Source organism: Methanosarcina sediminis, from assembly GCF_052056915.1.
In the GTDB taxonomy this organism is placed as follows: domain Archaea; phylum Halobacteriota; class Methanosarcinia; order Methanosarcinales; family Methanosarcinaceae; genus MTP4.
Window position 1 is genome coordinate 1,701,232 of record NZ_CP195119.1, and the last position, 24,540, is coordinate 1,725,771.

25 protein-coding genes are annotated in these 24,540 nt (G+C 46.2%); 12 read left to right on the forward strand and 13 right to left on the reverse strand.

What is annotated here, in order from left to right; translation table 11 throughout:
• Positions 1–102: 102 nt before the first annotated feature.
• Both proB and ACSAZK_RS07185 read right to left on the reverse strand, forming a co-directional pair.
• Positions 103–1,269 carry a glutamate 5-kinase gene (gene proB, locus ACSAZK_RS07180; protein WP_440956676.1) on the reverse strand — a complete coding sequence of 389 codons (1,167 nt, stop codon included), beginning with the start codon at positions 1,267–1,269 and terminating at the stop codon, positions 103–105.
• 263 nt (positions 1,270–1,532) lie between these two features.
• The gene (locus ACSAZK_RS07185) at positions 1,533–2,876 is read right to left on the reverse strand and encodes a glutamate-5-semialdehyde dehydrogenase (protein ID WP_440956677.1); all 1,344 of its coding nucleotides are present in this window, start codon (positions 2,874–2,876) and stop codon (positions 1,533–1,535) included.
• Between the two features lie 903 nt (positions 2,877–3,779).
• Between ACSAZK_RS07185 and ACSAZK_RS07190 the strand changes: the two genes are divergently transcribed.
• Complete coding sequence (locus tag ACSAZK_RS07190) at positions 3,780–4,196, forward strand: DUF356 domain-containing protein (protein ID WP_440956678.1); 417 nt, start codon at positions 3,780–3,782, stop codon at positions 4,194–4,196.
• Positions 4,197–4,616: 420 nt separating this feature from the next.
• On the opposite strand, the gene ACSAZK_RS07195 is transcribed toward ACSAZK_RS07190, so the two are convergent.
• Positions 4,617–5,048, reverse strand: a complete 432-nt coding sequence (locus ACSAZK_RS07195) for a toprim domain-containing protein (protein ID WP_440957121.1) — start codon at positions 5,046–5,048, stop codon at positions 4,617–4,619.
• An 87-nt stretch (positions 5,049–5,135) separates the two neighbouring features.
• Positions 5,136–5,450 carry a DUF167 domain-containing protein gene (locus tag ACSAZK_RS07200; protein ID WP_440956679.1) on the reverse strand — a complete coding sequence of 105 codons (315 nt, stop codon included), beginning with the start codon at positions 5,448–5,450 and terminating at the stop codon, positions 5,136–5,138.
• A 729-nt stretch (positions 5,451–6,179) separates the two neighbouring features.
• On the opposite strand from ACSAZK_RS07200, the gene ACSAZK_RS07205 reads away from it, so the two are divergent.
• The 4 genes from ACSAZK_RS07205 (at position 6,180) to ACSAZK_RS07220 (ending at position 9,460) form a co-directional block, all read left to right on the forward strand.
• Entirely contained in the window at positions 6,180–7,310 is a 1,131-nt protein-coding gene (locus ACSAZK_RS07205; protein WP_440956680.1) for an amidohydrolase family protein, read from the forward strand.
• Positions 7,307–7,747 carry a universal stress protein gene (locus ACSAZK_RS07210; RefSeq protein ID WP_440956681.1) on the forward strand — a complete coding sequence of 147 codons (441 nt, stop codon included), beginning with the start codon at positions 7,307–7,309 and terminating at the stop codon, positions 7,745–7,747. Before ACSAZK_RS07205 ends, ACSAZK_RS07210 begins: the two co-directional genes overlap by 4 nt.
• A 103-nt stretch (positions 7,748–7,850) precedes the next feature.
• On the forward strand, positions 7,851–8,705 hold the full coding sequence (locus ACSAZK_RS07215) for a CBS domain-containing protein (protein WP_440956682.1): 855 nt from the start codon (positions 7,851–7,853) through the stop codon (positions 8,703–8,705).
• Positions 8,706–8,773: 68 nt separating this feature from the next.
• Positions 8,774–9,460, forward strand: a complete 687-nt coding sequence (locus ACSAZK_RS07220; protein WP_440956683.1) for a 2,5-diamino-6-(ribosylamino)-4(3H)-pyrimidinone 5'-phosphate reductase — start codon at positions 8,774–8,776, stop codon at positions 9,458–9,460.
• Between the two features lie 56 nt (positions 9,461–9,516).
• Here the strand turns inward: ACSAZK_RS07220 and ACSAZK_RS07225 are convergent, their stop codons facing one another.
• Positions 9,517–10,233: a YkgJ family cysteine cluster protein gene (locus ACSAZK_RS07225; RefSeq protein ID WP_440956684.1), complete on the reverse strand. Its 717-nt coding sequence runs from the start codon at positions 10,231–10,233 to the stop codon at positions 9,517–9,519.
• Between the two features lie 397 nt (positions 10,234–10,630).
• Between ACSAZK_RS07225 and ACSAZK_RS07230 the strand changes: the two genes are divergently transcribed.
• Positions 10,631–10,804, forward strand: coding sequence for a DUF5350 domain-containing protein (locus ACSAZK_RS07230; protein WP_197076174.1), 174 nt, complete (start codon positions 10,631–10,633; stop codon positions 10,802–10,804).
• Between the two features lie 456 nt (positions 10,805–11,260).
• Here the strand turns inward: ACSAZK_RS07230 and crcB (ACSAZK_RS07235) are convergent, their stop codons facing one another.
• From crcB (ACSAZK_RS07235) to ACSAZK_RS07250, 4 genes are all read right to left on the reverse strand, one after another.
• Complete coding sequence (crcB, locus tag ACSAZK_RS07235; protein WP_440956685.1) at positions 11,261–11,629, reverse strand: fluoride efflux transporter CrcB; 369 nt, start codon at positions 11,627–11,629, stop codon at positions 11,261–11,263.
• Between the two features lies 1 nt (position 11,630).
• Positions 11,631–12,011 carry a fluoride efflux transporter CrcB gene (crcB, locus tag ACSAZK_RS07240; RefSeq protein ID WP_440957122.1) on the reverse strand — a complete coding sequence of 127 codons (381 nt, stop codon included), beginning with the start codon at positions 12,009–12,011 and terminating at the stop codon, positions 11,631–11,633.
• A gap of 196 nt (positions 12,012–12,207) precedes the next feature.
• The gene (locus ACSAZK_RS07245; RefSeq protein ID WP_440956686.1) at positions 12,208–13,401 is read right to left on the reverse strand and encodes a molybdopterin molybdotransferase MoeA; all 1,194 of its coding nucleotides are present in this window, start codon (positions 13,399–13,401) and stop codon (positions 12,208–12,210) included.
• 27 nt (positions 13,402–13,428) lie between these two features.
• A complete protein-coding gene (locus ACSAZK_RS07250) occupies positions 13,429–13,722 on the reverse strand; it encodes a ubiquitin-like small modifier protein 1 (protein ID WP_440956687.1) in 294 nt (97 codons plus the stop codon).
• Between the two features lie 257 nt (positions 13,723–13,979).
• Between ACSAZK_RS07250 and ACSAZK_RS07255 the strand changes: the two genes are divergently transcribed.
• Both ACSAZK_RS07255 and ACSAZK_RS07260 read left to right on the forward strand, forming a co-directional pair.
• On the forward strand, positions 13,980–14,603 hold the full coding sequence (locus tag ACSAZK_RS07255) for a CBS domain-containing protein (protein WP_440956688.1): 624 nt from the start codon (positions 13,980–13,982) through the stop codon (positions 14,601–14,603).
• Positions 14,604–14,815: 212 nt separating this feature from the next.
• Positions 14,816–15,943 (forward strand): cation:proton antiporter, encoded by a 1,128-nt coding sequence (locus ACSAZK_RS07260; protein WP_440956689.1) that lies wholly within the window; start codon positions 14,816–14,818, stop codon positions 15,941–15,943.
• A gap of 44 nt (positions 15,944–15,987) precedes the next feature.
• Here ACSAZK_RS07260 and ACSAZK_RS07265 read toward each other — a convergent pair whose 3' ends face one another.
• Positions 15,988–16,515: a mechanosensitive ion channel family protein gene (locus ACSAZK_RS07265; protein WP_440956690.1), complete on the reverse strand. Its 528-nt coding sequence runs from the start codon at positions 16,513–16,515 to the stop codon at positions 15,988–15,990.
• 277 nt (positions 16,516–16,792) lie between these two features.
• Positions 16,793–19,564, reverse strand: coding sequence for a cation-translocating P-type ATPase (locus ACSAZK_RS07270; RefSeq protein ID WP_440956691.1), 2,772 nt, complete (start codon positions 19,562–19,564; stop codon positions 16,793–16,795).
• A gap of 127 nt (positions 19,565–19,691) precedes the next feature.
• Here ACSAZK_RS07270 and ACSAZK_RS07275 point away from each other — a divergent pair, with 127 nt between their 5' ends.
• The 3 genes from ACSAZK_RS07275 to ACSAZK_RS07285 all read left to right on the forward strand — a co-directional run bounded on the left by ACSAZK_RS07275 (position 19,692) and on the right by ACSAZK_RS07285 (position 21,425).
• Entirely contained in the window at positions 19,692–20,528 is an 837-nt protein-coding gene (locus ACSAZK_RS07275; RefSeq protein ID WP_440956692.1) for an undecaprenyl-diphosphate phosphatase, read from the forward strand.
• 370 nt (positions 20,529–20,898) lie between these two features.
• The gene (locus ACSAZK_RS07280; protein WP_440956693.1) at positions 20,899–21,084 is read left to right on the forward strand and encodes a hypothetical protein; all 186 of its coding nucleotides are present in this window, start codon (positions 20,899–20,901) and stop codon (positions 21,082–21,084) included.
• A 74-nt stretch (positions 21,085–21,158) separates the two neighbouring features.
• A complete protein-coding gene (locus ACSAZK_RS07285) occupies positions 21,159–21,425 on the forward strand; it encodes a DUF3303 domain-containing protein (RefSeq protein ID WP_440956694.1) in 267 nt (88 codons plus the stop codon).
• Between the two features lie 229 nt (positions 21,426–21,654).
• On the opposite strand, the gene ACSAZK_RS07290 is transcribed toward ACSAZK_RS07285, so the two are convergent.
• Positions 21,655–23,085, reverse strand: coding sequence for an aldehyde dehydrogenase family protein (locus tag ACSAZK_RS07290; protein ID WP_440956695.1), 1,431 nt, complete (start codon positions 23,083–23,085; stop codon positions 21,655–21,657).
• Between the two features lie 483 nt (positions 23,086–23,568).
• On the opposite strand from ACSAZK_RS07290, the gene ACSAZK_RS07295 reads away from it, so the two are divergent.
• Positions 23,569–23,925 (forward strand): ArsR/SmtB family transcription factor, encoded by a 357-nt coding sequence (locus ACSAZK_RS07295; RefSeq protein WP_440956696.1) that lies wholly within the window; start codon positions 23,569–23,571, stop codon positions 23,923–23,925.
• A 150-nt stretch (positions 23,926–24,075) separates the two neighbouring features.
• On the opposite strand, the gene nikR is transcribed toward ACSAZK_RS07295, so the two are convergent.
• Complete coding sequence (nikR, locus tag ACSAZK_RS07300) at positions 24,076–24,498, reverse strand: nickel-responsive transcriptional regulator NikR (protein ID WP_440956697.1); 423 nt, start codon at positions 24,496–24,498, stop codon at positions 24,076–24,078.
• Between the last annotated feature and the right edge of the window lie 42 nt (positions 24,499–24,540).

The window sequence follows — 24,540 nt, forward strand, 5'->3', positions numbered from 1 at the left end:
AGATATGATTTTGATAGTAATTTAGGACATTTGAATCCGAATATTGAGTCAGAATGTTTGAATCAGAATATTTAAAGGAATGAGGGCACTAAAGATGCCCAGTTACTCAGGATGTTCCGACGAATCCATAAACCCGATGTTTTCCGTCTTTATGACATTGTCATAGTTTTTATAACCGAGGATATTCTCGATCTGGTCGGTGTGAGCTCCTTTTATTTCCATCAGTTCTTCGGAAGTATAGTCAGTGATCCCTTTTGCAAAAACCCTGCCGGAACATTCGAGTTTCACGACATCACCCCTGCCAAAATCACCCTCGACACCTACAACTCCCGCAGGAAGAAGACTGTTTTTCCCGAGAATTGCAGCTTTTGCCCCGGCGTCCACGCGGATAGTCCCGGAAGCTTTCGAGAGAATAATCCAGCGGGAGCGGTTTTTCTGGATGTGCCTTTCTGCAAGGAAGAGAGTCCCTACATCTTCACCTGAAAGGATTTTGAGGAGAACATCATCTATATCGCTGTTTGCGATCACAACATAGCAGCCTGCCATGCTGCAGATCTTTGCAGCCTTGATTTTCGTCCGCATCCCCCCTACCCCTTTAAAGCTGGTAGGGTCTCCCCCATAACTCTCGATTTCGGGGGTAATTTTTTCCACCAGGGAAATGAGCCGGGCATCGCTGTTCATCTTCGGGTTCCTGTCAAAGAGCCCTTCAATGTCCGAGAGAATGACCAGAAGGTCGGCATCGATCTTGCTGGCAACCATTGCTGAAAGCTTGTCGTTGTCCCCGAAGATAGCTTCAATCTCATTCGTGCAGGTGCAGTCGTTTTCATTAATGATCGGAACGACTCCGTACTCGAGCAAAGTGGAGATACTGTTCCGCAGGTTCAGGTAGGTCACCCGGTCCGAGTAGAAGTCATAGGTCAGGAGGATCTGCGCAACCTTCATTCCATACTTCGAAAATGCCCGGATCCAGTCCTGCATCAGGAGGCTTTGGCCAACCGCTGCCGCAGCCTGCCGGATCGGGATTGCCCGGGGTTTGGGAGCAATACCCATTTCATGGAGCCCCACACCTATTGCACCCGAGCTTACAAGGATCACTTCTTTCCCATGCTTTCTAAGTTCGAAAACCTGGGCTGCGACCCCTTCCATGAATACCGGATCTATGCTGCAGTTTTCCTTCGTTTCGTCACAGTTCCTTTTAGTTATCGAGGAAGTCCCGATCTTTATAACAACCTTGTTTACATCGTGGAAAAACTGTTTTCTATCTGTCAAGAGTAATGCCTCTTAGGGTAATTTTTGATTGCAGCGCTTACCCGGAACCTTAGTACAAAGCCGCACGGGGTTCTCGCCACAATCGAGGATTTACACCGCCTCTGCGCATTTTCCGGAGCAAATTCCACATTTCAAATATATAAGGATTTCATAATTATTCAAGGAATTTAGCCCGATTTAGGGATTCGGGTTAACAATTGATCCCGCTCGAACCTGCTAATTCATACCTACTTCAGTTAAAACCTTCCTGGTTTAGAACTGTTTCAGTTAACATCTCCAAACTTAAGATCAAGTTTCCTGTGAGTGAAGGGTTTTGCATCCTTTCCGGCATAATCCGCTACAATGTGCCCTTTCCCCATAAGAACGTACTTGTAAATAAGGAGACCTTCCATGCCCGTCGGGCCCCGGGAATGAATCTTGTTCGTGCTGATCCCGACTTCGGCACCTTTTCCATAGCGGTAGCCGTCTGCAAAGCGAGTAGAGGCATTAACCATGATGCTGGAAGAGTCTACAAGCCCGGTGAACTTCTTTCTCCTCTCATCGCTTGTGGTGATGATCCCGTCGCTGTGGTGGGAGCCGTAGGTATTGATGTGGTCAATGGCCTCCTTGATCGAGTCAACGATTTTGACAGAAAGGATAAGGTCATTGTACTCAAGGCCCCAGTCCTCTGCCGTAGCCTTTGCAAGAGAGGACAGGCCCTTTCCTGCAAGCAGGGTATAGCTGTCCTCATCGCAGCGTAGCTCCACTCCGGCTTCAAGATACATTTCCGCCATTTTCGGGAGGAAGGCTTCGGCAAGGTTCCGGTTTACGAGCAGGGTTTCGATTGCATTGCAGACAGCCGGGTACTGGACCTTCGCATCGAAACAGACCTTCCAGGCCGTTTCCAGGTCCGCAAACTCGTCTACATAATAGTGGCAAATGCCACTTGTGTGCCCCAGCACGGGGATCCTCGTGTTATCCTGAATGAACTTGACAAATTCGTTGGAACCCCTCGGGATAAGGAGGTCTATGTAAGCGTCCAGGCTCAGGAGATCCATAACCTCTTCCCGGGTCTCTATCAACTGAAAAGCACCCTGTGGCATTCCTTCCGTGGATTCGATGGCTCTTACGAGAATATCGAAGATCGTGCGGTTCGACTCCCTTGCTTCACTCCCGCCCTTGAAAATCGTTGCGTTCCCGCTTTTCAGGCAAAGGGACATGACCTGTGGTACCACATCAGGCCGGGACTCGAAGATAACCCCTATCAGGCCAATAGGACAGCTCACCTGATAGAGGATCAGCCCATCATCAAGTTCAAGAGCCGAAAGGGTTTCTCCCACAGGGTCTTCCAGTTTTATTACGTCCCTGATACCTGCTATCATCCCATCAATTTTCGAATCGTTGACCTTCAGCCTGTCCACAAGAGCCTGGGTGAGCTTCCCGGATTTTTTCAGCTCTTCAGCATATTCACAGTCCTTTACATTTGCTTCGAGAATTGCTTTTCTTTCCCTATCAAGGGCATCTGCCATGGCCTCCAGAGCCCTGTTTTTAATTTCCGTACTCACGCTGGCAAGTTCAATTGACGCTTTCTTTGCCGTAATTACCTTCTTTTCGATATCCTCAGCCATATAATCACCGAATTATGAACTAAACTTTGATTTATAAGATAATCTTAAACGCATCGATTTCCATGCAATAACCATTAAATGAATTATGACCCGGCAGATAAGCCGGAGAGACAGAAAACCAGCCTCATCAATTGATAGAGCGCACGAAGAATACGTTATTGCACGTATTTGTGTACTGTTCAGGTATATGATACAGGCAGGACCTAAATAAAAGATACCATTCTTGAAGGGGAGTTTTTAAAGCCTGAACAGAAATTGAAAATCGTAATAAACTTTATAATATTATTTTTTTTGAACCAATTTATCATTCAAGAAGTTGAAAGCAGGAGATTGAAGAGACAATACATATTTCATAAATATGTAAGAGCCAGATTAAAGCTTTTGATCAAATCAAAACAATTAAGTTTAGATGACAGTATATTAAGATAGAGAGAGTTAACAAGATTAATATAATATACAATGTTAACTATGTTAACGAGATCACTGTGCAGATGTTATATTACATAGGAAAGAGGGTTAATCCTTATTTAATTTCAGGAGGGAGCAGGAAAAATAAAGCAAATTTGCTTCTTCCGGAAATATTATTTCAAAACGAATATATATTCGGAGAATATAAGTATAGAATACTCCAGTAAAACGGAGGAAATACTACATACTGAAAAATGATCTTACAATGCGCCTGTGTAATTTTTGAACTTCGTCGGCATGAAGGTAAGAAGCAGGTTGGGTGTACTTGACCAGTAATTTCAAACATTTTTGAAGGGAGAAAAGCCCCTCAGCATGTCGTTTTCACAACGAGAACTTCTGGTTAGCAATTTATCAGCCCTCATGTACAAAGATTATTATAGGTGCAGAGCAATAAAGAAATGGGGAAAACTTTAGTAGATTGGCGGTGTGTAAAAAATGAAATCTTTCGCATTAGTCCGGGCAGACGACTCGGACAAAGTAAAAATAGCCTTGCATGACTTAGAACGGTACGGACACATTCAGTTTTCAGCTAATCCCAGATGCATCGAACCAGACATAGCCGATGATCTTCTTGTCAGCGTAATGGGAGTGCCTCTCAAGTCAAAATGTAACTCTGCAGCACTTGTAGAACTGAACAACCATGCTGGAGCAGCAATTAGCAGATTGAAGAAAATTCATCCTCCTGCCCATATAATCATCATCAGTCCGAGGCATAAGATGTTCGAAGAGCTGGCTGGCAAGTTCCAGAAGTATCCGGAATTTGACAGAACGTTTAACCAGCAAAAGCATCCCGATAACCTCTCTATGGTTCAGGAAAAAGAGGAAGCTGACAAAGCAGTGCAGAATGAATAGGAACTGTTAATCCCTCTTCCAAAATGAATTGCCTGTCCAAATCCACCTCATTTATTTTTTATTTTGGAGAGGATTATTAAATGCATTTTTACCCCACTTTTAGTTTAACACTTTTAGTATAACACTTTTAGTATAACACTTTTAGTATAACACTTTTAGTATAACACTTTTAGTATAACACTTTTAGTATAACACTTTTAGTTTAACACTTTTAGTTTAACACTTTTAGTTTAACACTTTTAGTTTAACACTTTTAGTTTAACACTTTTAGTTTAACACTTTTAGTTTAACACTTTTAGTTTAACACTTTTAGTTTAACACTTTTAGTTATAGATCTTCCTGCCAGTCCACATTAGTTATTCAATGAGTTGCCGATTCCAAAAAAGCTTTTCAAGGTCCACTTATCTAAAAAAATCAAATTCAGTATAGATCAGAGTCAGTGTATGCACCTGTTAAAGCTCTGAGCTTTGAGACATATGTGTACAGGCTTTCCACATCCTTGATTTCTTTCTGCGTAATGAGCTTTAGCTTATGCCGGATCTGAAGTTCGGGATTTATGGCGAGATTTCCAAAATATTCAGTTAGTTTTGAGGCCAGCAGGTCCCCTCTGCGGTCCCAGTCAGTAAGCACGACAATATCCCGGCTCTGCCGTGCTATTTTCTCGGAGAAATTAAGAAGGGGGTGCCGGGTGGCAAGCTCAAAATGCCCATCTATCCCGAGCTTCTTTAGTGAAAGAACGTCTCTTTTACCTTCCACTATAATTATAGAGCCTTTTTCGGCGTACTCGGAAAGCTCGGAAAGCAGCTCTTCAAGCCTCTCAAGCCTTTTTCTGTATACTTCAACATCAACCACGTTTACCATCAACCTTTTCTTATGATATAGACCCGAAAGGGTAAGGAATCCACCAGAACTTAACAAAGATCTTTTTGGGTAGTTATATTATTTCAAACGAGACCCAAAAACCGAGACTGCCTGCTCGTAAGAAATACCTTTTATCAAAACAGATTTTTTGCTGCTTGTAGCCCCACTGCTGATCATGATGCTGGAACTACTGATTCCGAAAAAGTCAGCAAGGCTTTCGATCAACTGTCCGTTTGCTTTTCCTTTCTGGGCGTTTTTCGTAAGTTTGACCTCAATTCTCTTACGCCATTCATTATAACCACTGGGAACAGACACGGATTTTGACCCGGGTGTGACCTCTATATCCACACTTACTCCGGAATCCAGTGATTTTATTGCGTCTTCAAAAGACATGTTTGTTAGCTTTTTCCGGATATCCTATAAATCAATAACGAATTAATCTGCAATTAATCAATACAACAACCACATCAGTGATTAATCTGCAACTGATCAAATACACGCAACGATATCGGTGCAGGCGTCAAATAGCGGTTACAAGAGTTGCCAGGAATGCTGACCAGCATTATCGAAAAAACTTACTGACCAAGACTGAAGAACCACAAAAATAAAAGTACAAATTGAACAAAAGGAAAACAGGTAGAAATAGTGCTGTAGCCCGAGCGCACTAACTCCGAAAGCTCATCCTCTGGCAATCCGCAGTCCCTTCCGGTTACCCTCGTGCCGGGCATTCTCACACTATAGGTGTATCGCATTGGGGTTGTCTGTACATTCACAGGCAGGGAATCCCATATCCTCGTGCAAGGACCTATACAATGCGACTGAGTATTTAAATATCTGTATTTAGATATAAAGATAACGCCCCCTACATGCATATACCATATATCGTATATCATGTTTACAGATAGGACATACCAGGAAGGATAGTTAGGACATATTCCAGCATATGAGGGGAATTTAATAGTATATATATGGAAAAAATCCGGAAAATATACCGGCTTGAACCAAACTACACAAAAAGTTTCATAAAAAATATAAGATTCTTAAGGAAAAGTTATATATGATGCCCATATCTGGTCATCAATAATTGGACTCAAGCGCCATAAACAATAGGGTTGCTTTTCTATGTACGGCATTGAAAAGATCATCTCCGGAACTATAATTTCAGGCCCCGAACTTGAACCCATCAGGGGCTACGTCTGCATAAAAAACGGGATAATTACGGAAATCGGAGAAGAAAACACTAATTCTTCCAACATTATAGCACCCTGTTTCATCAACGCCCACACCCACCTTGGAGATTCCGTATTCAAAGACCCGTCTCTGGGAAAAGTTTCCGGTTTCAGGGTTGAAAGAGAACTTGATTCACTTGTAAAACCCCCTGATGGATTGAAACACCGGATACTTCGACAAACATCCTATCCGGCCCTCATAGAAAGCATTAGAAGGTCTCTGCTCGATATGATCGAAACAGGTACTTGTGCTTTTGCGGATTTCAGAGAAGGAGGAGTTGTGGGGGCTGCAGCACTGAATAAAGCTCTTGAAGGTCTTAATCTCCATTCTCTTGTTTACGGAAGACCGGATAAACCCGAATTAGCTCTGGAAACCGTTCTGAATGAGATAAAAAGAGTTCTTTTGCACTCTGACGGGCTAGGGATGAGCGGAGCAAACGACCTGGACTTCAAGCGCCTGGAAGAAATTGCCGCCTGCACCAGGAAAAGGAATAAACTCTTTGCAATCCATGCAGGAGAAAAAAAGAGGGACGACATTGAAAAAGCCCTTTCACTGAATCCTGATTTGCTCATTCACCTTACAAAAGCAGAAAAAAAAGACCTGGACCAGGTAGCAGATGCCGGAATTCCGATAGTTGTCTGTCCAAGATCCAACTTTGTAACAGGAGTTGGCATGGCACCTATTGCCGAAATGCTCGAAGCAGGTATTCGAGTAGCCGCCGGCACTGATAATGTAATGTTAAATTCTGTAAATATGTTTGCTGAAATGGAATTTATGTCCAAAGTGTTTTCGATTGATGACAGACAAGTATTTAAAATTTGTACACTTAATGGTTCTTTTGTAATGGGGCTTGATTCCAAGGGTTCAATAGAAAAGGGGAATAAAGCTAATTTGATGATCCTTAACGGAAATTCAAATAATCTTACAGGGACAAAGGACCCGATAAATGGAGTCGTCAGGCGGGCCAGACCCGACGATATACTATCCGTGCTTCATTCAAAGCAGATGGAGAACATAACATGACAAGCGAGTTTTACAGGAACATTGTGATTGCAACCGATGGATCTGAGAACAGTGACAGGGCGATATCTTATGGGATTGAGATTGCAAAAATGAGCGGGGCTACAGTCCATGCACTCTACGTGGTGGATACATCTTCTTTTTCCTCAATACCCATGGATGCCGGTTGGGAAGCAATGTACGAAATCCTGAAGAATGAAGGGAATAAAGCGATTTCCTACGTAAAGGAAACCGGAGAAGCCACGGGGGTTGAAGTCAAAGAAATTCTTGGGGAAGGACATCCGAGCAACGAGATAATCGATTTCGCAGAAAACAACAACGTTGACCTGATAGTAATGGGAACACACGGAAAAAGTGGGATTGACAGGTTCCTCCTTGGAAGCGTTGCCGAGAAAGTTGTCCGGAACTCAAAGATCCCGGTAATGATTGTCAGGAGTTAAGCGAAAAAACGGAAGCCTGTACAATCAGGATAGAGTTGTTTTTAAACAAAAAGGGTATCCAGGAAAAAATCCAGGATCATACGACAACAAAGGTGTAGATGAGATGCCAAAAAACATTTTCATTGAAGATATCATGGTGAGGGACGTTGCATGTGCAACCCTTCCCGGTTCCAGAGACGAGGTTCTTAAAATCCTGAAGAACAAACAAATCTCAGGGGTACCCGTGCTCAAGGACTCGAAGGTAGTCGGGCTTGTAACCAGAAGTAACATTCTGCGCAATCCCGAAGAGGAGCAGCTGGCCCTCCTCATGACTAGAGACCCTATCACCATCACCCCGGAGTCGGACCTGCAAACCGCTGCCCGTCTGCTCCTTGAACACAGGATTCGGAGGTTACCTGTGGTCGATGACGGAAAACTCGTCGGGCTTGTTACGGTGTCAGACGTAATCGGCACCATTGCCGACATGAACATCGAGTCTCCTATCAAGGACTATGTTGACAAGAAGGTAGTTGCAGCTTACAGTGAAACGCCTTTACCTGTCATCGCCAGGATCATGGAACTCGCAGGTGTCAAGGCAGCCCCGATGCTTGACGGGAACCTGGAACTCGTGGGGATCATATCGGACAGGGACGTCGTGAGCGCCAGCGTAATCGAAGACAGTGTAGAGGTGTCTGACATGTCAGCAGGTTCGGACGACGACGCCTGGACCTGGGAATCCATGCGTGACACCATGAGTATTTACTACAGCGTTTCCAGGATCAAAGTCCCGAACCTCATCGCAAAAGACGTGATGATCCGGGAACCTATTACCGCCACATACATAACTTCGGTAAGCGACTGTGCAAGGAAGATGAAACGGAACAGGATCGACCAGATTCCCATCATCAACTCCAACAGGAAACTGCAGGGGCTCCTTAGAGACCGCGATCTCCTGAAACCACTGCTTGAAGCCGAATAAAGCTCTTTCAAAGGGGGAAATTAATCAGAAATACCCCCGCTTAATTACTTTTTTAAGGAGCACATACCATGGACAAACCTTTTATTTTTATTAATTCCGCAATGTCCGCAGACGGTAAGCTCTCGACAAAAGAGCGCAAACAGGTCCGTATCTCAGGAAAACAGGATTTTGAACGGGTGGACGAACTCCGGGCGCAGGCAGACGCTATCATGGTCGGAATAGGGACCGTGCTTGCAGATGACCCGAGCCTCACCGTGAAATCCCCGGAGAGAAGAGCCACCAGGAAAGCCGAAGGAAGAGAAGAAAATCCGGTAAGGATCGTCGTAGACAGTTCCGCCAGGACCCCTCTTGACGCAGATATTTTCAAGAAAGGAGAGGGAAAGAGGATCATTGCCGTTTCAAAGTCAGCCCCTTCCGAGAAAGTAGGGGATCTCGAAAAAAAGGCAAGGGTCATCAAAACCGGTGAAGAACGGGTAGACCTCCCCGAACTTGCCAGAGAATTGAAAAAAATAGGAATCGGCACCCTGATGGTAGAAGGCGGTGCTACCCTGAACTGGGGAATGCTTTCCGCAGGCCTTGTGGACGAAATCTATACTTTTGCAGGAAACGTCATTATAGGAGGAAAAGCTGCCCCTACCTTCGCAGATGGGGAAGGATTTACGGAAGCCGAACTCCTGAAACTTGAACTGCTCTCGGCAGAGCCGATAGAAGAAGGTATCCTCCTGAAGTGGAAAGTCAAAGGAAAAAGGAACTGAAGTTTAGGTAAATCAAGTTTTCCTTCTTCAATTCAACTTTTTTGATCAGGAGTCAGTCAAGCCTCTCCGGAGTGCAACGTGTGCTTTTCAAACCGCCCCTCATGGTACACGAAAATCTCTATTTCGGCCCCACCTTTCAGAAATTCTCGAATCCTTTTATCATAGGTCCTCTGGACATGTTTCAAGCTGTTTTTCTCGAAGTGGACCTGCACGGCTTTGAAGAAATCAATTAACTGCAGGAGGTAGGCTTCTTCGTACGCTTTAGTCCCCCGGACGATTTCTTCACATTCGGAATCTTCAAGCTCCGAGTGGTAGCTCCCGTGCTCGTTCAGGCCGCTAATCTGCCGCCAATCAACTTCTCCCGTTTCGTCAGCCTCCCTGTGGAGCATGTAGGGATAGACCCTGCAAATTGAGGGGCGCTTCTCATAGATTTTGCAGCGCTTGTTCTCGAGAAAGACGCAGGACCCATCGGGTTTTGTTTTCAGGGCATAGCCCGAGACGTAAAACCTGCCTTTCTGGTCGCAAAACTCATAGTAAGGAGCGGGGTCGAGAGCTTCCGGATCGATTTTTTTAATTACGGCTGCATCGGCGTCGAGCAGGAATACGTGGTCGTTGAACTCCTTCGTACAGCAGCGAGCGCAAAGTTCGCATTTGAAGCCCAATTCTTTGACGATACAGGAAAAATCAGATTCAGAATAAGTTCTTACGCCCTCAAGTTCTTCTTTAGCTTCGGCAAGCCCGGTTTCAATGGATTTGTTTTTTACGCTGACCACCTTTTTCAAAAACTTATTGTCAGGAACTTCCTACTGGAAATTACCTATCAGAAACTTCTCATAAGGAGATACCTGGCCTCATTTCCGGCAAATCTCCGCAACATTTAATTACTAGCATTTCTTTTTATGATAGACCCAAGGCTTGATAACATTTATATTTTCGCAATTTCAGGCTTGCAACGGAGAATCACAAATTCTCTTCAATATCATTGAAATCATAGAGATATAATCGAATCAAGACACTTATATTGCCAGAGAAACGCTGATGAGATATCAAAACCCGCGGCTCTCGGAAGCGGGGAGCAATAAAGTGCAACAGGTTACGAAAAAACCATCATAGGGTCCGAAAATTATCGGGTCCGAAATAAATCCAGATTAAAAATTAAGAGGCATGATAATGGGCAAAACCGGCAGCATTGAATGGATAAAGGCAAAAGGCAGAAAAGGCAGAGTAATCAAGATCGAAAAGTCAAAGGCACATAAGGCACACCCAGGGCCTGCACAGCGCTTCACTTCCTCCGGGCACAAGAGGCGCTTCATGAGAAGGTCCCCGAAAGCCCTTGTTAAGTGATTTTAAGGGCTTTACCCTTACACTTTTTTTGACTTTTCAATATATTACTTAATTTTTTTTCGGGAATTGGATTTCAGCTACTTGATTTGTTATTGATTTTACGCTACTAGCAGTTACTGGATTTCAGTTGTTTATTTTTACGCTAACTTAATGTTCAGCCCTAGCTCTGCTTACAACCGTAACTTTGCCAACAGACATAAAACTCAGTTTACAACCATAATTTGCCAACAGACATAACTCGGCCATATCCCCGTACTTACCGGACCTGAATTAAGGAATGGTGAAAATATAACTTCAAATTTTCAGATCAGGAGTGCTCTATGGGTTTCCCGTTAAAGAACCACGGATGGACACGGATAGACACAGATTTTAAGCCATCCGTGTTCATCTGTGTTCATCCGTGGTTTATTCTCAAATTTTGAAATCCTTGATATTATATATGACTCATTCCTAAAATCACATGTTAAGAACCAGGTATGCAACACTCACACCTGCCAGGCAGAGCGTGACATTCAGGAATATATTCAGGAAAAATGAGAAATTTTCACCTTCTTCGAGGAGCCGGAAGGTTTCATAGGCAAAGGTGGAGAAAGTGGTGAAAGAGCCAAGCATCCCGATATTCACCAGATAGACCATGGACTCCGGTTCGGAAGAAAGAGTCAGGAGCGCAAGAACAATGCTTCCCAGAATATTTACCGTCAGGGTTCCTGCGGGGATACTCCTTATTTTCGGCACCCGGCTTGAAACCGCATATCTGAGGGATGCCCCGATGAAGCCTCCGGCACCAACAAGGAGGAGTTTTCCCAGAACCGGCGGGAAAAACAACTCAGATCCTCCGACTTGAAATTGATTTTATTACGCTCCTGCCAAGGAAAACCCCTGTAAGGGTCAAAAGAAGGTTTAGGCTGATGTTACCCATTGCAGGAAGAAAGGTCATCCCGAAAGACTGGACTGCAAAAGTGGAAAAAGTGGTAAATGCCCCCATAAACCCGGTCCCAAAAGCGATTTTTCCTTTTGGCCCTATGAACCCCAGGTATTCCGTGTCGTACATGATCATTCCAAGCATGAAACTCCCGAGTACGTTTACCGAAAGGACCCCTAACTCCGCATCAACAAGTTCGCAGATCAGGAACCGGCACACTGCACCCAGAAACCCTCCGGCTCCTATAAGAAACATCTTGTCCGTATCTTTTTCCAGAAAGGGCATTATCTTCACTTTTGAAGGTTATAGTTCTTCCACAGGTTGTAACTCTTTCTGCATATTATGGTTTTGTGTATAAAATTTTATCTATAGGCAGTAGGAAACCGGATTGACCTTTTCCTGCACCGTTGAGTTTTAGGAAAGAACTTCATACCCCACATAAGGCACCAATCAAAAAAATTAGTGAGGATGAAAGCCGAAATCATTCGATCAAAAAGACGGAAACTTCCTCACCAGCTTCATAGCCTTCCACATTTTCGGGCACGAGTACATAGCCGTCGGCTTTTGCAACAGAACTCAGGACCCCTGCCCCGGCACCCATCAAAGGTCTTACAAGATCTCCTTCGAAGACTACCCGCACGAAACTAACATACCCGATTCTGGAACTGAGCTTTGCAGCCAGGCGCATTTTCAGAACAGTATCCGGAATTTCAGGAATTGCCCCGCATTTCCTGAGCCCGGGCCTTGCAAAGAAGTACAGGGCGACAAGCCCGGCTACGGGATAGCCAGGGAGGCAGACAATGGGGACCTCGCCTATGACCCCTAAAGCTGCAGGTTTTCCGGGAACGCTTCCTACCCCGTGTACCAGCAGCTTCCCGAGAGATTCAACTACCTGTGGAGCATGATCCCGCTTTCCCACTGAAGTTCCCCCGCATATTAGAACCATATCCCCATCCAGGCTGGCTTTTACGGCATCAGCAATCTTTTCCGGGTCATCGGGCACGATTTTGGTGCAGCGGGGGATTCCCCCCCACTTTTCAACATAAAGAGCCGCCATCAGGCCGTTTGTTTCGAGCACCATTCCCGGAGGTGGGACTTCCAGGGTGTTTTCCCGACTAACGAGTTCGTCGCCCGTGGGAATGATCGTAACTACCGGTTTTCTAAGGACCCTAACATCACTAAAGCCCAGGGATGCGAGAACTGAAGCGTCACAGGGGCGCAGGAAATGTCCCTTTTCAAAGACCAGGTCACCTTTTTTAATATCTTCTCCTACCAGGCCGACGTTCCTGCCAGGGTAGACCTGAGCCCTGGACTCGACCATATCGCCTGCAGCCACCGTATCCTCAACCATGAGCACGGCATCGGCTTCGTCAGGTACGGCTGCCCCCGTATGCACCCAGGTACAGGTTCCTTCCCCGACATCATCCGAAAGCTGCAGCAGCACGGGATTCGAAGGGGAGGCTCCCAGGGTATCGGAAGCCCTGACTGCGTATCCGTCCATCGCTGAACGCCGGTAATGAGGCACGTTTCGCTCTGCGATTACAACCTCTGCCAGCACCCTGCCTGCACAGGCTTCAAGAGGCACTTCTTCAGACTCACGAATCGGAGAGATATTTTCAAGAAAAAGTTTTCTGGCTTCCCCGACAGGGGTCCGCTCCCTGAATATTTTGCCCATACTCTTCAAGCACTCCTTAAAGGTAAATCAGCCTCCAGAAACCGGGGGCAGGACTGCTATTTCATCAGCCTCGGACAGAAGAGTATCGAGCCCTTCCAGGTGCCGGACATTGTTTCCGTTGATAAGGACATTGATATATCCGCAAAGGGCAGGGATTTCACTTTCATCCTCTGTCTCTTCAAAAATAAGGTCTTTTAGCCCGGGGAATTTTTCCGTGAGAGATAAAAGGATATCAAGCACTTTTTCTCCGGAGAGCTGCAACTCAGGGGTTCCGGCAGCCTCCCGCAAATTTGCAAATAATTTGATTTTAACCTCAGCCATGAGGTAGACTATTTCATTCTATCCCTTAAATATACCTATGTATAAGAGGAACGGGAAACCCTGAGAAAGGAACAGAACAGAAAGGAGAAAAACGGAAAAAGACAGATATCCGCACGCTTCAAACAAAAGTGCATACCCGGAACAAAAGGGCATAAGAAAGAAAACAAATATTATAATTGGGCAGGGGGCTTGTCAGGGTGAAATTTTCGGGAGGAAAGAGAGAATTGGAGGAAAAAGAACCGGGGGGAAAGAAGATTATGGAAAATTTCAGCTCCTTAAGGGCCAAAGGATCGGAAATTTCCGAAAACCAAGCGAGAAAAAATAAAGGGGAGCCAGGATCTAAAAGGGAGCCAAAATTTAAAGAAGAAACGAAGTTTTCCAAAGGCTCAAAGGGAATAGACCCACCGGGTAGACTGGATACCAATCCTCTGGAGTGCAAAAGCTGTGCGGAAATAAAGATAGGAGAAATCATGACCCGAAAAGTGGTCATAGCCCATGAAGACGCCCTGCTTGAAGAAATCTTCGCCCTTTTTGAAAAACATTCCTACCACACTCTACCCATTCTGAATTCCGAAAAAAAGCTTGTGGGAATCATCGACCAGAACATAGTCCTTGAAATCCTGCTCTTTTCCCAGATTCCGCGGGCGAAGCATACCCACCTTGCTGCAGTCAGGTCCCTGGGAGTACACGCAAAAGATATTATGATTACCCACCCCATGACCATAACTCCGGATTCCAGTCTGACATATGCCGCAGACCTGATGATGAAACACCGTTTTGACCGGGTCTGCATAACTGAGGATGAAAAACTTGTAGGGATCATATCCAAGAGGGATATCATAAAAGAAGTAAGCAAAAGAATTTCTCTGGAAAAAGGATAAGAGACGAAGATAAAAAAACGATGGAATAAAAAAATGGAATAAAAAACATTGAATCAAAAAATGGAATAAAAAACATTGAATCAAAAAATGGAATAAAAAACATTGAATCAAAAAATGGAATAAAAACATTATGGAATGAAAGGGGAAAAATAAATAGCGGGGGTCAACAAACAATTAGCGCTTTATTACAGGTACTGTTTCTCCTATTTGCCGTGAAAGTCTTAGGAGAAGTATTTGAGCGGGCAGGAGTCCCTGCAATCCTGGGAGAAATCCTTTCCGGGGTAGCATTAGGAGTCCTCTTTCTGGATGTCGATCTTGAAGTAATCTCTTTTTTTGCCGAACTTGGAGCTATCTTCCTGCTCTTCACTGCCGGTTATAAGGAAGTTCACCTGAAGGACCTGAAATCCGCCTCAAAAACCGCCCTGGTACCAACCCTCTCCCAGATAGCCCTTGCCTTTGCCTTTGGCTTCGGGATAGGCAGGATCTTTTCTTTCGGGCTCCTGGAAAGCCTCTTTATGGCTGTTGCCTTCAGCCCGACCAGTATAGGAGTGGTGGTCCGGACCCTTATTGACTTCGATTATCTTTCCAGCAGGCCTGGAACGGTAATGCTTTCCTCGGCAATCCTGGACGACATCATCGGGATCTTTCTCCTCTCCATCGTGGTCACCTTCGCCCGCTTAAACCATATACCTCCGGCTGCCCAGATCCTCCTGCTTGCAGGGAAAATTCTGGCATTCCTTGTAATCATGTACTTGCTCGGACAGTACCTGCTCCCCCACCTCTTCAAGAGCGTCCAGCAGATGCACGCAAAAGAAGCCATCTTTGCCTTCGTGGTCATGGTAGCCCTTTTTTCCGCCTACCTTGCAGAACTCTTTGAACTCCATGCCGTCATAGGGGCTTTCGTAGGCGGCATCATGATCTCGGAAATTCCCCTTGCAAAACTTGAGGACGTCCAGAGCAAAGTCAGCGGGCTTGCCCATGGAATATTGATTCCCCTCTTTTTTGCCTTCATTGGCTATTCAATTGACCTGGCAGCCCTTGAAGGAAACGGGCTTTTCACCCTGCTGGTAACCCTTGCTGCCCTTTCGGGAAAACTAATTGGGGGCTTTTTGGGGTCGAAAGCCGTGGGGTTCGATTTCTACGACAGCCTTATCTTCGGGATAGGAGTGATGCCGAGGGCAGGAGTCGAACTGGTCGTACTCTCCATCGGGAGGGAACTGGGAATCATCAGCCAGGAGGTCTTTTCGGCTATCGTGATAATGGTTGCAGCATCAATAATCGTGTCCCCGGTCTGTTTGAAATGGGCAATTCTGAAGAAGAAAAATACTTACGGAGATTAATCAACCGCCCTGTTGATCAGGCACCCCGTTAATCAGGCACCCCGTTAATCAGACACCCCATCAGCATCCTTATCAAAGAGCAGCCAGCCGGAAGAATCTATTTTCCCGTTTGGCAGTACAACAATAGTCCCTTCATCGGTTTTTATCCGAGTCTTTCTGAGGGTAACGTTGATGATCTCCCCCCTATACTTCATCGTCTCGACCCTGTCCCCGATGTTAAACTGATGATCAGAGAGAAGAAAAAGCCCAGCCACGGCATCGGCAAGGATTTCCTTTACAGCCAGGGCAAAAGCGGCGGCTATTATGACCGAGCCCCCTATGATGGGTTTCAAAAGCTCCCCGAGATTAAGCTCCGACACAACACACATTATTACGATGAACCAGAGAACATAAACCACAGCTCTACTCAAAATGTTCTGGATATCCCGGGGGATATCGGTTCTGCTTAAAAATTCCTTGATAATACTCTTGACCCAGCTGATGAAAAAAAAGGAAAACACTAACAACACTAATACTTCAAAATAAGGTATAAACCCTACCTGCAGAAAGTTCGAAACCTCCGTTTCAACCACCTCAGTTACCGGAATTTCCGGTTTTTAGACCAAATGATATCTTTGCCTGAGCACGGACATCCGAACTCTCAGGAAAACTGAGTGCTCAGAAAGCATTACCCAGAGAGCATTACTCAGGAAAACACCTGAAAAGATTTCATTCCAACATATTGTACATAGAAAAATATATAAAACTTTTCAAAATGTTTGCTTTAGGAATCCCTCAGGAAAAATCAGCGTAAAGGAATTTAATTCCCACCTGAGTTCATTTGTAGCACCTTTTAGCCTGTACAGCCAATCATTTGTACCGCCTGGAGCGCAGAAACTTCATAAGTTCCATGGAAATCAATGTGGTCGAAGCCAGAGGCAGGATTACTCCCCACTCGGCAAGTGAGAGAGGCACGGTCCTGAAAGCTGTCTGCAGGACCGGGGTATATATTACCAGGAGCTGGAGAATCAGTGTGATTCCTATGGCATAGATAAGGGGTTTATTTGTGAAGAGCCCCAGAGCAAAAACCGAATACCTGTCCGAGCGCCAGTTAAAGGCGTTGAACATCTCGGACAGGACCAGCAGGGTAAATATAAGGGTCTGGAGCTTTTCAAGGGAAAATCCACTTTCAAGAGCCCATATAAGGACTAAAAGAGCCTGGATAGCAATCAAAACCCCTATTCCCACGCCTGCAGTTATTTCCCGCCGGGTGATAAGGCCCTCTTCGACGTTTCTTGGTTTCTGTCTCATGAGACCCCTGTCGGGAGGTTCCACGGAAAGAGCCATTGGAGGCAGCCCGTCTGTTATCAGGTTGATCCAGAGGATCTGCACGGCTATCAGGGGGAGGATTTGCCAGCCCAGGACTGCGGCAAGGACGATCAGGACTTCCCCGAGATGGGTTGTCAGGCCGTAGGTGATGAAGTTTTTAATATTTTTGAATATGTTTCGCCCTTCTTCGACTGCGGAGACAATCGAAGCGAAATTGTCGTCAGTCAGGATCATGCTCGCGGCTTCTTTGCTCACGTCGGTGCCTGTTATGCCCATGGCAATACCCATGTCCGCAGCTTTCAGGGCAGGAGCGTCGTTTACCCCGTCCCCGGTCATGGCTACTACATAGCCTTTCTTCTTGAAAGCTTCCACGACCCGGAGTTTATGAGTCGGGTATACCCTTGCATAGACCGAGACTTGCTCCACCATATCTTCAAATTCACTGTCCTCAATGCGGTCCAGTTCGGTTCCGGTAAGGGCAAGGTCTCCTTCCCTGAAAATCCCGAGTTCCCGGGCAACAGCAGAGGCCGTGACCTTATGGTCTCCTGTGATCATTACGGTCTTGATGCCGGCACTCGCACAGGTCCTGATTGCTGCCTTCGCTTCTTCCCGCGGAGGGTCTCGCATCCCCATAAGCCCCACAAAGACCATTTCAGACTCTACCTCCTCCAGAGGGATTTCTTCTTCAAGGCCACGGTAAGCAACAGCAATAACCCTGAGAGCCTGATCCCCCATGTCCCCAACGATATCAAGGATTTCCTGCCTGAGTTCGGGAGTTAAAGGTCTCTCTACACCCTCAAAAAAGGTTTTCGTGCAGGAATCGAGGATTACTTCAGGGGCTCCTTTGGAATAGGCTACGAGCCCATCAGGTCCCCCAGCCCCAGGAGAACTATCGAAACTGCTGGAAGTAGCTTCAGTTGAATTGGAAGTCGAATTGGAAGTCGAATTGGAAGTCGAATTAGAGACTGAAGTGGGAGTCGAATTGAGAGTAGTCATCCTCTTGCTCTCAGAAGAAAAAGGGATCTCCTCCACCCGAGGGTATTTTTTTTCAAGTTCCCCTTTTCGAAGCCCGGCTTTGGCTGCCGCGACAACAAGAGCGGCTTCGGTTGGGTCCCCTTTAATCTCCCAGGAACCTTCGTTTTTGACAAGGTCCGCATCGTTGCAGAGGGCACCTGCAAGCAGCAGCCTCCTGAGGTGAGGTTCGTCCCCGGATACCGGAGCAGAACCGCCTCCTCCGAAAAATTCTCCGGAGGGCTCGTATCCACTGCCTGTGACTTTCAGTTTTTTCCCGTTCACATAGACTCTTTCAACCGTCATTTTGTTCTGGGTAAGGGTCCCGGTCTTGTCCGAACAGATAACATTGGTTGCTCCCAGGGTCTCCACGGAAGGAAGCTTCCTCACAAGGGCGTTCCTTTTGACCATACGCCGGACCCCAAGCCCCAAACCCACAGCCACAACCGCAGGGAGGGCTTCGGGAATTGCGGCAACAGCAAGGGCAACTCCCCAGAGGAACATGTCAAAAAGGGGAAAACCACTGAGAATCCCAAGGACTGCGACAAAAGACACCACCACAAGAGTTGCAGCGCCAATCCACCTACCGAAACGGTCAAGACTTTCCTGCAAGGGAGTCCTTGACCTCTCGATTGTTCCCAAAAGCTTTGCAAGACTCCCGAAAGCCGTACTCATGCCTGTTGCCGTGACCAGGGCTTTACCCCTGCCGTAAGTCACAGCCGTGCCCGTGTAGACCATGTTTGTCCTGTCAACTTCAGGCGTTTCGAGAGGCAAGGCCCCGGTATTCTTAAGGACGGGCAGGGACTCCCCGGTCAGGGCAGCCTCGTCAACCCGGAGGTTAAAAGCCTCTACAAGCCTTGCATCTGCAGGGATGCGGTCGCCCGCCTGGAGCAGGATAAGGTCTCCGGGCACAAGGGTCCTTGAAAGAATTTTCTGATCATGCCCATCCCTTATTACCAGGGCTTCGGGGGCTGTAAGGGACTTGAGGAGTTCTATTGCCTTTTCTGCCCGGTATTCCTGAAAGAAACCAAGGACCCCCGCCAAAAAGACCGTAAACATAATCACGACTGCGTCAACAAGTTCACCAAGAACGGCGGAGACGAGGGCTGCAGCTATAAGGATCAGGATCAAAATGCTTTTGAACTGAATGATGAAGAGCTTCATGACTGAAATTTGTTTTTCCTCTTCAAGCTCGTTATTCCCGAATTCCAGAAGCCTTTTTTCGGCCTCCTCGAAGCTCAAACCTGCCTCTGAAGATCCAAGTGCTTCAAAAACAGAGCCCGTTTCCTGATCGTAATGCACCCTGACAACTCCCTCCCCGGCTGCTTGGAATAAAGCTTCACTTTAATATCAACGAAGCTTTAATCTATAATCTATTTATGAAATAAGACGGGTTAATATATATACCGGCCAGACATATCGACAATATATGTTAACATTTTTTGAAGCTGTTGTACTCGGAACCATTCAGGGGATCGCGGAATGGCTGCCTGTAAGCAGTGAGGGGATGACATCCCTCGTTCTAATCAACTTTTTTGGGAAATCGCTTTCGGAAGCAATCCCAATTGCCGTATGGCTGCACCTGGGCACCCTCCTGGCAGCTCTTGTCTATTTTAAAGATGATGTAATTTTAATTACTAAAAGGCTCCCTGAATATTTTACAGGGGTTGTTTCCCGAACAAGGATGCAGGAGATTCCTGATTCCGAACCAGCCGGAGCCGGGGAAGACCTTCTGATAAGCTTTCTAATAATATCCACTTTCATGACAGGGATAATCGGGCTTCCAATCATGCTTTATATTACGGAAAAAACCGAAATATCGGGGGAAGGCGCAACTGCCGCAGTAGGGGTATTTTTAATATTGACCGGCCTTTTCCAGCGGCTTTCGGCAGGTGCAAAAAACCCAAAAAAAGAGCCAGGGATGAAAGACGCCCTGTTCACAGGTATAGCTCAGGGTTTTGCCGCATTCCCCGGGATCAGCCGGTCGGGAATTACGGTAGCAGCCCTTCTCTTCAGGAAATTTGATTCTGAAAAAGCTCTTAAGCTAAGTTTTTTAATGAGTATTCCGGCAGTCCTTGCTTCCGAGATAGGAATAGGGATAATGGGCCTTCTTGTTGTAGATCTGAACTCCCTTCTTGCAGTAGTTTTTTCGTTTATTTTCGGGCTGCTGACGATAAACATCTTATTAAAAGTCGCTCGAAAAGTTGATTTTTCCTATTTCTGCATGATTCTCGGCTTCATGAGTGTCCTGCCCCTCTTTTTATGAACAAGACTCAGCCCGGGGAAATTAATCAAGTGCCTTTTTCACCGGCTTTCCTTTGAACTCGCCAGCTTTCTCCTGAACAAATACACAGGACCCTGGGGAAAGAAGGAGAGAGCTTTTTGACATATTTATCCGAAAATGCACATTATCCAGAAATGTGTGTGATCCAGAATAAAAATCCCGGGATGATCGTTAGTCCCGCGGCCACAGGCTCTTCCATCCTTAGAAACTCTGCGAGCAATCATTAAGAAATTTTTTAGAACTAACAATTATATAGGCTAAGGGCTGATATTATAATGTAAATTACCTGCGGAACTTATTTCCACAGGAAAGCCTGTCTAACCGGGTTTATCGTTCATACTCAGAGGGGTTTTTGGGGGATGATAAACTGCAGGAAGGCAACAAAATACTTAAAAAACTTTTAAAAAAGGTCGCATTTGACCGGCCTTTGGGGCTCAGATGCCGCATACCTGCTCCGGCAGAGCGGTTACAGGGGGAAGCAATACTGTTTTTCACTGGAGCGGAGCCCATAAAAAATATGGAAACCTGGGAGCGGTAAAGCGCTGCCTGAGCTTCCGGGTCAGGGGGTAGTTGGCAGCATTCGTGTAACAAAGAAAATGGAGTGGTTAAAAGATGTTGTTTTTGGACATTAGTACCTGGGATCCGGCGGAACGCGATAAAGTTATGGAACACTTCAAGAAGCTTGAAGTTCCTGATGGAATTGATATCATCAACCAGTGGATTGACCTTTCCGGCAACCGTTACTTCATTCTCTATGAAGCGGAAAGTGCAGAAGCCTACGGAGCCTTCAACCTGCCCTGGACTGATATCTGTATAATCGACAGCGTACCTGTTATGGAAGCTGCCGAGTTCATGCAGCTCCTGCCCAAGTACCAGTAAGTTCTCCAGGCATTTCACACAGGTACCGCATAACTTTTACGAATACCGGTTTCTGCAGATAGAGATACCGTAAGGCGTCGAACCCTGCAGAAACTGAAAACGGGCATAAAACCAGAATTTCGGTTTAATTTAAACTCAGTTTAATTTCGATGGACCCGGCCTTTGAGACCGGTTCATCGGAGAAGCTTTCTTTTTTGACAATTTTTCCTCTTCCAGGTCCAGGTTCCGATCAGGTCCTTATCATCACGGTTTTGCTTTCCAGATAGTCCGAAAGAGCATAAGGTCCGTTTTCCCTGCCAAGCCCGCTTTCCTTCGTGCCGCCGAAAGGAAGTTCAGGGGCAACCTTGAGGTGCTGGTTAACCCAGACCGTACCTGCTTTGAGTTGTTCGTATGCCTGCCGGACCCTATCGATGTTCTTTGTCCAGACGGATGCCCCTAACCCATACTTTGTCCTGTTTGCCTCTTCAATTGCTTCGTCCAGGTTCTGTACCCTGACAACCGGAAGCACGGGCCCGAAGACCTCTTCTGTCAAAAGCCGCGAATCCGGGGAAACCTCACTTATCAGGGTAGGCTCAAAGAAATAACCGTCACTGTAACCCCCTCCGGCAGGGATCCTTCCGCCTATAAGGATTTTGCCTTCCTCGCGCTCTTCCACACCCCTTACAAGTTCCGCAACGTAGTTCTGCTGCCCCTCATTGTTAAGGGGCCCCATGTTGATTCCGTCCAGCATGCCATTTCCCACTCTCAGGCTGCGAACCCTTCTTTCAAGTAGCCCGAGGAATTCCTCTGCGATCCCATCGAAAAGATAGAGCCTTTTTACCGCCGTACAGGTCTGCCCGCAGTTGTAAAACCTGCCTCTGAGCACCCCGTCCACTGCAGTTTCAAGCTCTGCGTCGTCACAGACGATCATGGGGTCACTACCCCCCAGTTCCAGGGTCAGCCTCTTCAGGGTGGGCGCCGAAAGGGCTGCAACGCGTTTCCCGGTCCCTGACTCCCCGGTAAAGGAAAGTTTCCTGATGTCCGGGTGCCCGGCAATTGCCTCTCCAACAACTGAGCCAGGCCCGGTTACAAGGTTCAGCACCCCGGCAGGAAGCCCCGCTTCCCCCAGGAGGGATGCAAGCTTCAGGTTCGTAAGCGGGGTAGAACTTGCAGGCTTCAGAACCACAGTGTTGCCCGATACGAGGGCAGGCCCGAGCTTCCAGCCCATGATCAGGGCAGGCATGTTCCAGGGAATGATTGCCGCACAGACCCCCAGGGGCTCATTGAGGGTAAAGGAATAACCATTCCCCGGCCCCTGGATAAACTCCCCTTTCAGCGTACTTGCCAGCCCGCAGTAGTATTCTAACACCGAAGCAAAGCCCCGGATCTCGTTCCTGGCTTCAGGAAGGGGTTTTCCCTGTTCCGAGGTAAGGAGCAAGGCCAGTTCTTCCCCACGTTCCCGCACAAGCCCCGCAGCCCTGTAAAGGAACCTTGCCCTTTCCTGCGGGGAAAGGGAAGCCCAGGGACCGCATGCCCTGCCAGCAGCCTCAACCGCGGCATCCACGTCTTCCCTGCAGCCAGCCGGCGCACTATCGACCAGTTTTCCTGTTGCAGGGTTCCGGACCTCCATATATTCCGAACTGCAGGAATCTTCATTCTTTCCGTTTATCCACATTTTCATGATATCATCATCCGTGGTTTTCTAATCCCTGAATATAGAATAATCATTAAATTCCGGGCTTTTATACGCGGCGCCCGCAGGAAGAAACTACTTGCCGCAAAACTTCCTGCCCGATTTCAACATATGATTCCACTGCACCATTTCAATATACAGCTTCACATATTCCCGACGTCAATATACGATTTCACTTTACAATTACAATAAACCTCAATGCATAACTTTAACGTATAACTCAAACGTATAACCTCAATGCATAACTTTAACGTATAACTCCAATGTACAATTTCTCTTGCAAACCCTTCACCGGGGGATTCCGATTCAAAAACATTAAATATCTTAAAATCGGACAAAGAGATAACTGTCAATTTATTAACATATAAATTATTTAAATTATCAGTGAAATGATATTTAGAAAAATAATATTTAGAAAGAGATTTATTTAAAAAATACTTTTACCCTAATCAGTATTATTAAGTGGAATAAATGTCTGAAAAAAAGCTTATCGAAGTCAGAAACTCGTACGCCCTTCCAGAAGATGTACTGGACGCCGTACATGAAGCAATGAGCGAAAACGTGGGGGAACTCGTTAGCCTGTTCAAGGTGCTCGCAGACCCTACCCGCCTCCGGATACTCAAAGCCCTGGAGATCCAGAGCCTTTGCGTATGCGTCCTTGTGGAAAACACGGACCAGAAGCATTCCGCTCTGTCCTATCACCTAAAGCTCTTAAAAGAAGCGGAGCTTGTGGACTCCAGGAGAGAACGCAGTTTCCAGATCTATGAACTAACGGAATTCGGGAGCATGCTCCTGAAATCTATTGAAAACCATTTTGAAAAAAGTTAAAGACTAAAAGTTAAAGACTAAGAGTTAAAGACTAAGAGTTAAAGACTAAGAGTTAAAGACTGAAAGTTAAAGACTGAAAGTTAAAGACTGAAAGTTAAAGACTAAAACCGGGAAAAGGTAAAAATTAAAAAATAGAAATTGAAAAGGCATTCAGATATTTTCACTGGATGCCACTGTGGTAAGTTTTGAGAACTTTACACCTTTCAGGGACATGATAGCTTCGGCAAGTTCCTTGATATCTTCTCCGTCTCCGTCCAGCACTATTACTTCGAAACAGTTGTCATGGTCCAGGTGGATATGCACCGAAGACTTGATAAGATGGGTGTAGTGGTGCTGGATGTCGGCAAGGGCATTGGAAAGCCCACGCTTTGTGTGGTCGTAAATTACAGAGACGGTTCCGACACGATGACCTTTGATATCTCCCATCCATTCATAGTAGGAAATGTAGTTCCTGATGGCATCCCTTATCCCCTCCGAACGGGAGGAATAGCCTCTCTGATCAATAATCTCATCAAATTTATTCAAAAGGGTGTCGGGGAGGGAAACCCCTATCCTCATAAGTTCTTTTTCCATCGTATCACCATTACTGTCGGATTTATGCAAGAAAATACTAGA